The organism is Streptomyces sp. NPDC001270 (genome assembly GCF_042896695.1).
In the GTDB taxonomy this organism is placed as follows: Bacteria; Actinomycetota; Actinomycetes; order Streptomycetales; family Streptomycetaceae; genus Streptomyces.
This window is the reverse complement of record NZ_JBIAXM010000011.1, coordinates 164,331-177,988: the sequence shown is the minus strand read 5'-3', so window position 1 is coordinate 177,988 and position 13,658 is coordinate 164,331. Positions and strand designations below refer to the sequence as shown.

Annotated in this window: 8 protein-coding genes and 1 pseudogene; 4 read left to right on the top strand and 5 right to left on the bottom strand. The window is 71.6% G+C overall.

Annotated features, from left to right (window positions below; translation table 11 throughout):
- Window positions 1-9: 9 nt before the first annotated feature.
- The 4 genes from ACFY2B_RS20385 to ACFY2B_RS20370 all read left to right on the top strand — a co-directional run bounded on the left by ACFY2B_RS20385 (window position 10) and on the right by ACFY2B_RS20370 (window position 7,629).
- Window positions 10-1,197: an ROK family protein gene (locus ACFY2B_RS20385; RefSeq protein ID WP_390764490.1), complete on the top strand. Its 1,188-nt coding sequence runs from the start codon at window positions 10-12 to the stop codon at window positions 1,195-1,197.
- A 351-nt stretch (window positions 1,198-1,548) separates the two neighbouring features.
- Window positions 1,549-3,426, top strand: coding sequence for an alpha-galactosidase D (locus ACFY2B_RS20380; RefSeq protein ID WP_390764489.1), 1,878 nt, complete (start codon window positions 1,549-1,551; stop codon window positions 3,424-3,426).
- 181 nt (window positions 3,427-3,607) lie between these two features.
- A complete protein-coding gene (locus ACFY2B_RS20375; protein ID WP_390764488.1) occupies window positions 3,608-6,025 on the top strand; it encodes a glycoside hydrolase N-terminal domain-containing protein in 2,418 nt (805 codons plus the stop codon).
- Between the two features lie 320 nt (window positions 6,026-6,345).
- Window positions 6,346-7,629: an SGNH/GDSL hydrolase family protein gene (locus tag ACFY2B_RS20370; protein WP_390764487.1), complete on the top strand. Its 1,284-nt coding sequence runs from the start codon at window positions 6,346-6,348 to the stop codon at window positions 7,627-7,629.
- A gap of 125 nt (window positions 7,630-7,754) precedes the next feature.
- Here ACFY2B_RS20370 and uppS read toward each other — a convergent pair.
- The 5 genes and pseudogenes from uppS to ACFY2B_RS20345 form a co-directional block, all read right to left on the bottom strand.
- A pseudogene (uppS, locus tag ACFY2B_RS20365) lies at window positions 7,755-9,622 on the bottom strand (polyprenyl diphosphate synthase).
- 62 nt (window positions 9,623-9,684) lie between these two features.
- Complete coding sequence (locus ACFY2B_RS20360) at window positions 9,685-10,527, bottom strand: ABC transporter permease (protein ID WP_390764486.1); 843 nt, start codon at window positions 10,525-10,527, stop codon at window positions 9,685-9,687.
- Entirely contained in the window at window positions 10,524-11,126 is a 603-nt protein-coding gene (locus tag ACFY2B_RS20355) for an ABC transporter ATP-binding protein (RefSeq protein ID WP_390764485.1), read from the bottom strand. Before ACFY2B_RS20355 ends, ACFY2B_RS20360 begins: the two co-directional genes overlap by 4 nt.
- Before the next feature lie 439 nt (window positions 11,127-11,565).
- A complete protein-coding gene (locus tag ACFY2B_RS20350; RefSeq protein ID WP_390764484.1) occupies window positions 11,566-12,144 on the bottom strand; it encodes a DUF1097 domain-containing protein in 579 nt (192 codons plus the stop codon).
- A complete protein-coding gene (locus tag ACFY2B_RS20345) occupies window positions 12,137-13,426 on the bottom strand; it encodes an amidohydrolase family protein (RefSeq protein ID WP_390764483.1) in 1,290 nt (429 codons plus the stop codon). The genes ACFY2B_RS20350 and ACFY2B_RS20345 overlap by 8 nt, the downstream gene beginning before the upstream one ends.
- Window positions 13,427-13,658: the final 232 nt, after the last annotated feature.

The following is a 13,658-nucleotide window of genomic DNA, read 5'->3' as shown; positions in this document are numbered from 1 at the left end:
TTTCCGGCCATGCGCTCGACCCCCTCCTCCGAGGCGGTCCCGGCGATGACGCCGGCCGCTTCCCTGGTCTTCACCACCCTGCTCTCGCACGGCCCGCTCACCCGGGCCGAGACGGCGCGGCGGACCGGGCTCTCCGCGGCCGCCATCACCAAGGCGGTTCGTCCGCTGATGGAACTCGGCTATCTGGTCGAGGGCGCGGACGAGGGGGCGCGGCCCGCTGTGGGACGTCCGGCCAGCCTGGTCTGGGTGGACGCGGGGAGGGCGCTGTTCATCGGGATCAAGGTGACGGGCGACGAGATCATCGCCGTGCTGGCCGACCTGTGCTGCCGGATCCGGATCCCCCGGCACGTACGGCTCACGGACCGTGAGCCGGAGGCGGTGCTTCCCGCGGTCACCGCCCTGGTGCAGGAACTCCTCACGGAGGCCGACGGATTCGGGGTGCCGGTGCGGGGGCTGGGCATCGCGATCTCCGGCGATGTGGACCGCGCGGCCGGTGTGGTCCGCTACTCGCCCTTCCTGGAATGGCGGGACGTACCGCTCGCCGACATCGTCGGGACCGCGACCGGGCTGCCGGTCACGGTCGACAACGACGTGCGGGCCCTCACCGTCGCCGAGCACTGGTTCGGGGCCGGGGTCGGGCTGTCGGACTTCGCCCTGGTGACCGTCGGCGCCGGCATCGGCTGTGGCCTGGTGGTGCACGGACGGGTCGTGTCGGGCGCGCACGGCGTGGCCGGCGAGATCGGGCACCTGTCCCTCGACCCGCTCGGCCCGCTCTGCCACTGCGGCAACCGGGGGTGCGTGGAGGCGATCGCCGCGGACCCCGCACTGCTCCGCGGGGTGCGCGAGGCCACCGACCAGCAGGTGACGTCCGCGGCCGAGGCACTGGACCTCGCGCGCGGCGGCGATCCCGGTGTCCGCGAGGTCTACGCACGGGCCGGTGAGGCCATCGGCAAGGCCATCGGCTCCCTGGTGAACCTCCTCGGTCCCGAGCGAGTGATCATCTCCGGGGAGGGACTCGCCGCCTACGACCTCTTCGCCGACGGCATCCGGGACGCGTTCGCCGCGTCGGCCTTCGGCACCGCTTCGCAATGCGACGTGATGACCCGCCCCCTGCCCTTCGCCGAGTGGGCGCGCGGGGCCGCGGCCACCGCGATCCAGTCCTTCATCGGATCAGACACGTACGAGGAGGAGCGATGACGCCGCCGAGCCGCAGCCTCGGACCACCACAGGGACCCCCGGCCACCTCCGCGCCGACCGATCCCCAGCACGCCCCCCGCACCCGACCCGACCTCACCGCGGCACCCGCTCCCGCGACCGCGATCCCCGCACCGCCGGCACGCCGCACGCCGCGACGGAAGCCCCTCAGCGGACTCACCCCCGGCTCGGGCAAGGGCTGAGCCGCCGCCTCGGCACCCCGGCGGTCGGTCACCCGACAGCCACGCCCGGCGGCCCGGCCGCAACACCGCCGGCCCCTGCCCGGAACACCGCCCGTCCCCCACCGGGTACCACCGCGCGATTTCGCTCACCCACCTCCAGGAGGCCCGACCCATGCGGTCATCCTCGTTCAGAGCCCTGCGCGGAGCCCTCGCCGGCTCCCCGCGCCGTACCCTCAGAGCCACGCTGGTCCTGGCCGTGACGGCCGGACTCGCCGCGGCGGTCCCGGTCACCGCCACCCAGGCCACCGCCGCCCCGGCCCGGTCCACGACCGCGGCCGGCACGTCGACAGCCGGCATGGCGGACGCCGCCTCCGGCCTCGCCGCCAAGCCCTACATGGGCTGGTCCAGTTGGAGCATGCAGACCTCCAGCTACCCGGGCCTGAATCCGGACGGCAACTACAGCTACCTCACCGAGGCGAACGTCCTGAAGCAGACCGACGCCCTCGCCACCACGCTGAAGAAGTACGGGTACGACCACGTCAACATCGACGCCGGCTGGTGGATGGACAACAACTGGACGCCCGGGTACGACCAGTACGGCCGCCAGACACCCGATCCGGTCCGCTTCCCCCGCGGCATGAAGGCGGTCGCCGACCACATCCACGCCAAGGGCCTCAAGGCCGGCATCTACCTTCCCGTCGGTCTGGAGAAGGGGGGATACGGTGACGGCAAGCTGCCGATCTGGAACGCCCCCGGCTGCACCACCGCCGACATCGTCTACCCGGACCTGCGCACCACCAACGGCTGGGACAGCGCCTACAAGCTGGACTTCGACAAACCCTGCGCGCAGAAGTACATCGACTCGCAGGCGCAGATGCTGGCGGACTGGGGCTACGACTTCCTGAAGCTGGACGGGGTCGGCCCGGGCTCCTTCAAGTCCGGTGACAACTACAACAACGTCGCGGACGTCGCCGCCTGGCACCGGGCCATCGCCGACACCAAGCGCCCCATCCACCTCGAAATCTCCTGGTCGCTCGACATCGCGCACGCCGCCGACTGGAAGAAGTACTCCAACGGATGGCGCATCGACACCGATGTCGAGTGCTACTGCAACACCCTCGTCACCTGGGAGAACTCGGTCAACGACCGGTGGAACGACGCCCCGGCGTGGAGCCGCAAGGCGGGCCCGGGCGGCTGGAACGACCTGGACGCGCTCGACGTCGGCAACGGGGACATGGACGGCCTCACCAAGGCCGAGCGGCAGAGCTACATGACCCTGTGGGCCATCAACAAGTCGCCGCTGTACACCGGTGACGACCTCACCAAGCTGGACAGCTACGGCCTCTCGCTGCTGACCAACGAGGAGGTCATCGCCGTCGACCAGAACGACTCGCCCGTCGCGCGTCCCGTCACCCCGATGGGCGACCAGCAGGTCTGGGGGACCAGGAACTCCGACGGCAGCTACACCGTGGCCCTCTTCAACCTCGGCAACGCGCCCGCCTCCGTCACGGCCGACTGGGCTTCCTTCGGATTCACCGGCGCGGCATCCGTGCGCGACCTGTGGAGCCACCAGAACCTCGGACAGTACAAGAACAAGATCACCGCGACGCTGCCCGCACACGGCTCACGGCTGTTCACCGTCACACCCGGTGGCACCCGACCGGCGACCACCGGCTACGAGGCCGAGTCCCCGGCCAACACCCTGACCGGCAACGCCTCCGTCGCCGGCTGCGACTCCTGCTCCGGCGGCAAGAAGGTCGGCAACCTCTACCTCGGCAGCAAGCTCCAGTTCAACGACGTCACGGTGAAGAAGGCCGGCATCTACACCGTCAACGTCGCCTACGTCAGCGGCGACCCCCGCTCGGTGACCGTCTACTCCAACAGCGGCCACGGCACCAGCCTGAAGTTCCCGTCCACGGGCGACTGGGGCACGGCCGAGACCGTCAGCGTCCAACTGGCGCTGAAAGCGGGTTCCAACACCATCACCTTCGACAGCGGTGGCGACTACGCACCCGACATCGACAGGATCGACGTACCCAAGTCCGTCTGACCCCTCCCGCGGGGCCCGGTGACGACACGACCGGGCCCCGCACCCGGGGACCGTCCCCCGCCCCCACACGGTCCCGCAGCATCCCGGCGTGCCCACGGCCGCCGGATGCGCCCCCGCACACACCCGACGGCCTGTTCCCGTCGTTCCCGCAGCGCCGTTCCCCGGACATGGAGTGCACAACGTGGACATCCAGCACACCGAATCGCGCGACGATCACCCGAGCCGCAGAGGCTTCCTCACCCTCGCCGCCACCGCGGGTGTGACCGCCGCCCTCGCCGGTCTGCCCGCCTTCACCGCTTCCGCGGCCCCCCTCCGCCCCACCTCCTCGCCCCTGCTGCCGGCGGCCGCCGCCGCGAAGAACCAGCTGTGGTGGCAGGCCCCCGGCTCCCCCAACTCGATGATCCAGCAGGGTCTGCCGGTCGGGAACGGGCGCCTCGGAGCCCTCGTCAGCAACGACCCCTCCAGCGAACTGCTGACGATCACCGACGCCACCCTGTGGACCGGCGGCCTCAACGACACGCTCCAGAGCGACGGCCAGTTCCCCTACGGCCGCGCGGACTTCGGCTCCCTGACCCTGCTCGCCGAACTCACCGTCGACATACCGGGGCACGACCTGGGCACCGTCGGCAACTACCGTCGCACCCTCGACCTGGCCCAGGGCCTCGTCAACGCCTCGTACGACCTGGCCGGCGTCACCTACCAGCGGCAGATCTTCGCCAGCCGCCCCGACGACGTCATCGTCCTGTACTTCTCCCAGCGGGGCGGCGGCACCTACACCGGTACCGTCTCCCTCGCCGGCACCCACGGCGAATCCACCACCGCGGACGGTGCAGGGCGCCACGCCTCCTTCGGCGCCTCCTTCGCCAACGGCCTGAAGTACGGCGCGGCCGTCACCGCGTACAGCAGCAGCGGCACGGTCGCCGTCGACGGTACGTCGATCACCTTCAGCCGCTGCAAGGACCTCACCGTCGTGGTCGGCGGCGGCACCGACTACGCGCCCGACGCGGCCGCCGGGTTCCGCAACCCCTCCGTGGAACCCGAGAGCCTGGCGCGCACCAAGGTCCTCGACGCGGCACGGCACTCCGCGACCACCCTGCTGTACACCCATGTCGCCGACTTCCGCCCGCTGTTCGAACAGCTGGACATCGACCTCGGCACCTCGTCCGCCGCACAGCGCAAGCTGGACACCTGGGGCCGGGTCCAGGCGCGCTACCGGGACGACGTCCCCGACCCGGAACTGGAGGCCGCCTACCTCCAGTACGGCCGCTACCTGATGATCTCCGGGTCGCGGGGCAGCCTGCCGATGGGCCTGCAAGGACCGTGGCTGGACGGCAACGACCCGGACTGGATGGGCGACTACCACACCGACATCAACATCCAGATGAACTACTGGATGGCCGACCGGGCCGGCCTGTCCGGCTGCTTCGACGCCTTCGCGGACTACTGCGTCGCGCAACTGCCCTGCTGGACGGAGGTCACCCAGCGGCTGTTCAACAGCTCCAGCAACCGGTACCGAAACTCCAGTGGCGAGATCGCCGGCTGGACCGTCGCCATCTCCACCAACCCCTACGGCGGAGGCGGCTGGTGGTGGCACCCGGCCGGCAACGCATGGATCTGCCAGAGCCTGTTCGAGCACTACGAGTACACGCAGGACACCGCCTACCTCGAAAGGATCTACCCCCTCGTCAAGGGCGCCGTGGAGTTCTGGCAGACCCGCCTCATCACCACGACCGTCACCGACGCGTCCGGCGCCTCCCGCGAGGTCCTCATCGCCGACAGCGACTGGTCGCCCGAGCAGGGTCCGCTCGACGCCAAGGGCATCACCTACGCCCAGGAACTGGTGTGGAACCTCTTCAGCAACTACCGCACCGCCACGCAGGTCCTCGGCAAGGACACCTCCCACGGCGCGACCGTCGACGCCCTGCGCCGGCGCCTGTACCTGCCCGTGGTCAGCCCCAAGACCGGCTGGCTGGAGGAGTGGATGTCGCCCGACAACCTCGGTGAGACCACCCACCGCCATCTCTCCCCGCTCGTCGGCCTCTTCCCCGGCGACCGGATCCGCCCGGACGACTCCACGCCGAAGGACATCCTCGCCGGCACGACGGCCCTGCTGACCGCCCGCGGCATGAACAGCTACGGCTGGTCCAACGCCTGGCGCAGCCTGTGCTGGTCACGGCTGAAGAACGCGGAGAACGCCTACCAGCTCGTCATCAACAACCTGAAGCCGTCGGCGGGCGGCAGCAACGGCACCGCGCCGAACCTCTTCGACATCATGGACATGGGGGAGGGCCGCGGCATCTTCCAGATCGACGCCAACTTCGGCACCCCCTCCGCGGTGGTCGAGATGCTGGTCTACTCGCGGCCGGGGCACGTCGAGCTGCTGCCCGCGCTGCCCGCCGCGTGGGCGGCAGCGGGCTCGGTGTCCGGCGTGGGTGTCCGCGGCGGCTTCGTCGCCGACCTCAGCTGGAAGAACGGCAAGGTCACCCGGGCGACGCTGAAGAGCGTCGGCGGCCGTGACACGACCGTCGTCGCGGGCGGCTCCACACGGAAGATCAGCCTCAAGCCCGGACAGTCCGTCACCTTGCGCAACCTCGGCTGACGCGGACGCACCCCGCCTGACCGGCTGGTTCGGTCGGTCAGGCGGGGCGACGGCGCGCGGGCAGCGGCGCGGCGGCGCCGTTCGCGGCGGTCAGGACCACCCCCCGGCCGCTACCACGGCGGCACACGAGCCGCCGCGGTGCCCGCCCCGTACGACAGGTCAGCGGTCCCGCCCCGCCCGGAGGGAAAGGCGCGTGGCGGGCGGCGCCACCGCACCGGGCCGACGGGATCCGTGATGCCGCCCCGACCGCCTCCATCGCACCTCAGCCAGAGCCGGCGAGCCCAGCCCGCCGCGGACGACGAGAAGAGTGGAGATCGACGATGTCCCCCGACAAGGAAAGAACGCCAGCGGGTTTCCGGTCCCGCCGCAGGTCCCTGCATGCCGTGGCCGGCGCGCTGACCGCCATGGCGCTCACGCTCGTCCCCCTGAGTACCGCGCACGTGGCGACCGCCGCGACCCCTCCGCCGAACGGCAAGGGCACCCGGGTCAGCGCCTGGTCACCGAGCATGACCACCGGCGGTCCCTCCTTCAGCGACCAGACCCTCCGGATGGTGGTGCACAGCAGCGTCGCGGGTTCCGGCGCCCGGATCACCCTGTCCAACCGGTACAGCACCACCCCGCTCGACGCCACCGCGGTGGACGTGGCCGTCCAGGCGAGCGGCGGGTCGGCGGTGCGCGGCACCTTCCGGAACGTCACCTTCGGCGGTTCCCGCCACGTCACGGTCCCGCCGGGCGAAGAGGCGGTCAGCGATGTCGTCCCGATCTCGGTCAGCGCCGGGGAGAACCTGCTCGTCAGCCTCTACGTGCCCGGCACCACGGGCATGTCGACCTGGCACTCCGACGCGTTCGACACGACCTACATCGCCTCGGGCAACCACACCGGCGACGACACCGCCGACGCGTTCGGCACCACCACGACCTCGTGGTACTACCTGGCCGGTCTCGACGCCGTGTCGCCGACCGCGAAGGGCACCGTCGTCGCCTTCGGTGACTCCATCACCGATGGCTATCACTCCTCCACGGGCACCTACACCCGGTGGCCCGACTTCCTCGGACGCCGGCTGGAGGACCAGGCCGGCCCGCAGAGGCTGAGCGTCGTCGACGCCGGCATCGGCGGCAACCGGGTCCTCACCGACGTCCCCAACCTGTGGCAGGGGGTCAGCGCCCTCAAGCGCTTCCGGCACGACGCCCTCGGCCAGCCGGGCGTGCGGGACGTGATCCTCTTCGAAGGCATCAACGACATCGGCAACAACGCGGGCCCGGGCGGCGGGGCGCTGACGGCCGAGGACCTCATCGACGGCTACCGCACCCTGATCGACGAGGCGCACGCGGCCGACGTCGACGTCATCGGCGCGACCCTGATGCCCGACGAGGGCAACGGGTACCACACGCCCGCCGCCGAGGCGATCCGGCAGAGCGTCAACCGGTGGATCCGCACCAGCGGCGCCTTCGACGGCGTCATCGACTTCGACAAGACCATGCGCGATCCGGCGCACCCGGCCGCGCTGAACCCCGCCTACGACTCGGGTGATCACATCCACCCCAATGACGCGGGCATGAAGGCGATGGCCGACGCCATCGACCTACGGCTCCTGCGTACCTGACACAGGCAGGCGCCGGCCCGTCGGGAGGTGGCGCCCACGAGTCGGAACGGGACTCGTGGGCGCCACCATTCCGTTCCGGGGCAGCGCGGCGGGCCGCCGCCTCGGGGACGACCCGCCCACGCCGGTCAGCGCCGCTGAGCCGTCCGCGCCGCACCGTGCCTGCGTTGCCGGTGCCCGTATTCGGTGATGGCCTTCCACAGGTCGCGGCGGTCGACGTCCGGCCAGTAGTCGGGCGTGAAGTGCAGTTCGGCGTACGTGGCGTGCCAGGGCAGGAAGTTGGAGGTGCGCTGCTCTCCTCCGGTGCGCCACAGCAGGTCGACGTCCGGCAGGTCGTGAGGGTCAGATGCCGGGCGAAGTCCTCCTCGCCGATGGCGCCGGGATCCAGGTCGCCTGCCTGTGCCGCGCGGGCGAGGGCCGCGGCGGCGCGGGTGATTTCGTCCCGGCCGCCGTAGTTGAAGCAGAGGGTGCAGGTCAGGCCGGTGCGGGTGCGGGTGGTGGTCTCCTTGCGGCGCAGGGACTCGACGAGATCCGCCGGCAGTTTCTCCGAGCGGCCCGACCAGCGCAGATGCACATCCAGGGAGCGGAAGGGGTCGTCATCCAACTCGTGCCGCAGGAGACCCATGATGCCTTCGACTTCCTCCGTGTCGCGCCGCCAGTTCTCGGTGGAGAACCCGTACACGGTCAGATGGGACAGGCCGATCTCCAAGGCGCCGTAGACCATCTCGTGCAGGGCGTCGGCGCCGGCGCGATGGCCCTCGGACCGGGGCAGACCGCGGTGTTCGGCCCAGCGGCCGTTGCCGTCCATGACGATGGCCACGTGGGCCGGCATCGCCTCGACCCCGATCCGCGGGGGCCGGCAGCCGCTGGGGTGCCTCGGCGGCTGCCGGAATTCCGTCGCCCCTGGAGGCGGGCCCCCCGCCGTCCTGGGTCCGGTCGCCGTGGGCCGTCGTGGCGTGGCGGGCATCGTCACCGGGGTCAGGCTCCATGCCAGGGACGACCGGATACGGGCGGGGACCAGGACGCGGGCTCGCGCCACCGGTGAGGGACGGGCCTGGGAGCGGAGCAGGGCGGGGCCCGCTGCCTCGACGGCGTCGAGCTGGGCGAGCAGCAGACCGGTCAACGTGGTGACGGTGACGGCGGGGCCCGGGTGCATGCCGTGGGTCAGGCCGGGCTGGGTCACCCATCGGCGGGCGAGGCCGGTCAGTTCGGCGACCAGGGCCGCGGTGGCGGTGCTCCACCGGCCGTGCCCGAGGTCGTCCTCGGCCCCGGGGAACTGCTCCAGGATCTCGCGGGGGAGCAGGACCCGGTTCTCGGCCAGGTCGGCGGCCAGGTCGGTGAGGGTGTCGGTGAGCCGGGCGCCGTGGATGAACTGCTCGTAGCCCGCCTGCCGGTCCAGCCGCAGGAGCACCGGTGCGCCCGCCCGGTCGAAGAGGTCCCGGAACAGGTCGTACACGGGGGCGACATGGCCGCGGCTCCAGGCCCGCCACTGGGCCCAGTCGTCGAAGTGCCGGCGGTGCACGTCCCCGAGGGACACCACCATGCCGTCCCGGAGGCCGGACAGATCCAGATGCCACCGGGTGGCGGCGTCCACCAGGGCGAGACGAACCGGGTCGGTACTCGTCCCGGAGACCAGATCGGCCTCCAGCGCGGTGATCCAGCTCTCCGCGCGGGCGGCCCGCTCGGCATCTGTGGCATCCCGGTCGTCGATGAGATCGTCGAGGTTCGACACCGCTGCCCAGACAGCCCAGCACGCCGGGCGCAACACGCGGGGCAGCAGGCGGATGAGGGCGTACGCTCCGGGATCCTCCCCGCGGGTCACACGGCGGCAGGCGCGATAAGCGGCCCGCACGGAGGCGTCGGTGTGGCCCGCGGGCAGGGGTGCGGGCCGGTCGGCACCCGCCCCCGCAGGGTCAGCCGCCGTACCTGCCGACGTACCTGCTGCCGGCCGTAGCGGACGCCGGTTCCGACGGAGGCGTTCTCGAACTCGGGGCATGCCCATGTATGACTCCAGCTGACGACATGTGCCGGCCGACAGGTGTGGGTGCCGCGAACGTGTCAGCCGGCGGCCGGAGTACCGGCGTCGGCCGTCCGGTCCCCGCTCGCCCGGCGTGGTCCCGGCAGGGACGGCCGGCTCGCCGGTGGCAGGGCGTTGCGGGTGCGGCGGTGGAAGGCGAGGAGACCGGTCAGTGCGGCAGCGGCGAACCAGCCGGCCTGGATGGCGATGTGGTCGGGTACGCCGCTGGTGGAGAAACCCGCGGCGGTGCTGGCCTGCATGGCGCCGTAGGAGGGCAGGAAGCGGATGACGGGGCTTTCGCTTCCGGAACTGGTGATGGGGTTCTGCAGGCCGAGATCGATGATGCTCGTCATCAGGATGGCGAACATGCCCTCGACCTCCCGGCGCATCACGGCGCCGAAGCCGACCCCGAGGACGCCGTAGGTCATGGCCGCGCTGAACAGGGCCAGGGCGAGCAGGAAGGGCTGGCGCGGCGTCCAGATCAGGCAGGTGATGGCGGTGGCGTAGGCGGACACGGCGGCGGAGGCCAGGGCGAGGGCGGCGACCTTCGCCAGGACGAGATGCGTGCGGGGATAGCCGGCCATGGCCAGGCGGCGGTCGAAGTCGTGGCCGGCGAAGGTGGCGGCGAACATCATGAACCCGGTGATCAGGGTGACGGCGTTGAGCGCGCCGCTGATCTCGGTGATCTCGTTGCCGCGCGGGGCCAGCATCTCCCCGGTGGCCCGCAGCCTCATCCGGGCCGGGGAGTCGGGCATGATCAGGTACGCCAGCATGGTCCACAGCGGGATGAACACGGCGACCAGTGCCATCGCGAACCGATTGCGTACATGCTCGGTCAGCGCGTACCGCGTCGCGGTGACGAACAGCGCCGGCTGCCGCCTCATGCCGCGCTCACGGCGAGCCGGAGCTGTCCGTCCCTCAGGCGCCAGAGTTCGTCCAGCCGTTCGGCGTCGTACGCGAGATGCGAGACGACCAGGACCGAACGCCCGGCGTCGCGCAGCCGGGCGGCGAGAGCCCAGAACCGCTGGTAGGTGTCCCAGTCGAAGCCCTGATAGGGCTCGTCCAGCAGCAACACCTGCGGGTCGTGCATCAGTGCCAGGGTCAGGTTCAGTTTCTGCCGGGTCCCGCCGCTGAGCACCCCGGCGCGTACATCGGCGTACTCGGTGAAGCCCAGGACGTCCATCGCCTCCTCGGCGTGGCGCAGGTCGGACAGGCCGAAGGCGGTCCGGAAGAACTCCAGGTGCTGGCGGACGGTGAAGGCGTCGTTGAGCACGGTGTGCTGCGGGCAGTACCCGAAGCGGCCGTGGTGGCGGACGGTGCCTCGGGTCGGGCGCAGCTCACCCGAGAGGATCCTGAGCAACGTGGACTTGCCCGCCCCGTTCTCGCCGACGATCCCCACCACCGCACCGGGACGCAGATCGAAGCCGACCCCGCGTAGTACCGGACTGCGGCGGTAGGCGTGATGCACTTCCCTGACCTTCACCGGGTCGCTCCACCGGTGACGTCCAGGCCGGTCCGTACGGCGGTCACGGCCCGGACAGCCCGGCGCCCAGGACACCTCATAGCCCCTCCAGCAGGTCGGTCGTGGGTGGCCCGGCACCGCCGCGCGTGCGCGAACGGCGCGATGTGGTGGGCGAGTTGGTGCCACTCCGTCCGGGCGCCGCAATGACCGTACAGTCGGCTAAATGTCTTTTTGACGTGCCGGTCGGCTAATCCCCTCGATCGGGTGACGATACGTGTTCGACGTGTCCCAGCCCCGGCCTCGGCCGCCCACGTGTGGCCGGGGAGGGCCGCTGCCGCCTCCTGTCGACCGCAGTCACACCTGCCTCATGCCTGGTGCGGTGTTTCCACTCAGCCCCGGTCCGTGCTCAAGCCGGCCGCGAACGCGGGCCCGCCCTCCGTCCTCGCGGAGTCCGGGGCGGTCAGACCTCCGAGTCGACCGGGCGGGCGGCCGGTGCCCCGGCGCGGTCCGGCGCGGTGGCGTGGTCCGGTGCGGTGGCCGGAACGGGAAAGGTGAGCCTGCCCGCGAGGTAGGCGAAGACCGGGCCGAGCGCGTTCATCGCCACCACCGACACCCACGCCGCGTAGGGGTTGCCCGCGTGGAAGCCGAACCCGCCGAAGAAGGTGGCGAAGTAGGAGGCGAAGCCGAGGAACATGGCCGGCACCAGAGCGAGGACCCGCAGCCGGCCCGCGTACATCAGGACGCTGTTGACCACCAGGATGATCAGCGCCAGCACCGCGTCCTGTGCGATCCGGCCGCCGCCGAGGCTGCCGCCGAGGTGCTGGTCGAGCAACACGATCACCAGGGCGAAGGCCGATCCGGCCGGCATCGCGGCCCACATCCGCCGTGCCACGGCGAGGCCGGGCCCGCCCGCCAGGAAGGTGCCGGCCCAGGAGATGAAGATCGCCCAGGGCGGCAGGTCGAGCGCGGTGCCGCCGATGAACGCCGTGGTCGCGGCGAGGACGGAGGCCGCGATCTCGTGGGGGATCCGTTCACGCATGGCTCGGCTCCGTGGTGCGGCTGTTGCGGGGAAACAGCAGATCGGTGTGGCGGACGGTGCGGGCCACGACACGGCCCGACTTGATGACGGCGGTGCGGGCGGGCCGGTCCAGCAGGGCGTCGGCGACGCGCCGGGTGTCCAGGACGACCAGATCGGCGCGTGCTCCGGCGCGCAGTCCGTAGCGGTCGGCGATGCCGACGACCTCGGCCGCCTCGGTGGTGGCCATCGCGAGCACCCGCGCCAGGTCCTGAGGGCTGGACAGGTGGCTCGTCTGCGCCAGGAACAGACCGATGTCGAGCATGTCGGCGTTGCCGTAGGGGGTGAACGCGTTGCGGATGTTGTTGGAGGAGTAGGCGCAGGTGACACCCGCCTCCCACAGGTCACGCACGGGCGCGATCCCGCGCCGGACGTTGTGCGCGTCGGCCCGTCCGCCCAGGTGCATGTCGGTGGCGGGCAGCGGTACCACCGCGACGCCCGCCGCGGCGAGTTCGCCCAGCACAGCACGCCGGTCGGCGGGTTCGCGGCCGGCCAGGGACGTCATGTGGCCGAGTGCCACCCGGCCCCGCAGCCCGGACTCGACGGTCACCTCGGCTATGTACTCGGCGAGCGCGAAGCGGGGGTCCTGGGTGTCGTCGGCGAAGTCCGCGTGCAGGTCGGCGGGGACACCGAACTCCCGGGCCAGTTCGAAGACGAGGTCGACATGGCGCCGGCAGTCGTCCACGGTGGCCTCGTTGTACGTGCAGCCGCCCACGACGTCCGCGCCCGCCCGCAGCGCCTCCCGCAACAGATCGAGGGTGCCCGGAGCCTGGAGGATGCCCTCCTGCGGGAAGGCGACGACCTGGATCTCGACGGCGTCGGCGTACTCGTCCCGCAACTCCAGCATCACCTCCACGCCCAGCAGCCCGACGATGGGATCGACGTCGGGGTGTGCCCGCAGCAGCGTGGTGCCGTTGGCGATCGCGCTGTCGAGCACGGCCCGGGCCCGGTCGCGGACGGTCCGCGGTGTGAAGCCGCGTTTGAGCGCCCCGGTGACGGCGATGGCCCCGGCGAGTGTGCCCTCGGTGTCGGGCCTCTCCCGGTCCAGCAGGGCCTTGTCGAGGTGCACGTGCGACTCGATCAGACCGGGGATGACCACGCGTCCCTGACAGTCCAGTTCCTCGGCCGGTGCCGCGGCCGCGGCGAGCCCGGGTCCGACGGCGGTGATCAGACCGTCCTCGATGAGGATGTCGCAGGTGGGTTCGTCGTCCGCGAGGCGCGCGCGGCGCACTATGAGGTCGGGCATCCTTCGTCTCCTGGGGGTGGTGTCCTGCGGATGCGCGGGAACGGCGGGGCGCGTCCGCGGGGGTGCCGCGTGCTGGGCGGTGTGGTGCCGTGCGCAGCCGTCGGCGCGGAGAGCTGTGTACGGCGGTCGGCGGTCGGCGTGGTGCCGGGTACGGCGGTGCCGATCGCCTCGCGGGGTCCTGTCGTCGTCCCTCTCCGGCGACGTGCTGCGGCACTGCGTGCCGCATGGGAGC

Excerpts from the sequence above, each read along its gene's own strand:
- ACFY2B_RS20385 (WP_390764490.1), top strand. The coding sequence starts at position 10 with ATGCGCTCGACCCCCTCCTCCGAGGCGGTCCCGGCGATGACGCCGGCC.
- ACFY2B_RS20345 (WP_390764483.1), bottom strand. The coding sequence starts at position 13,426 with ATGCCCGACCTCATAGTGCGCCGCGCGCGCCTCGCGGACGACGAACCC.
- ACFY2B_RS20370 (WP_390764487.1), top strand. The coding sequence starts at position 6,346 with ATGTCCCCCGACAAGGAAAGAACGCCAGCGGGTTTCCGGTCCCGCCGC.
- ACFY2B_RS20360 (WP_390764486.1), bottom strand. The coding sequence starts at position 10,527 with ATGAGGCGGCAGCCGGCGCTGTTCGTCACCGCGACGCGGTACGCGCTG.
- ACFY2B_RS20350 (WP_390764484.1), bottom strand. The coding sequence starts at position 12,144 with ATGCGTGAACGGATCCCCCACGAGATCGCGGCCTCCGTCCTCGCCGCG.
- ACFY2B_RS20380 (WP_390764489.1), top strand. The coding sequence starts at position 1,549 with ATGCGGTCATCCTCGTTCAGAGCCCTGCGCGGAGCCCTCGCCGGCTCC.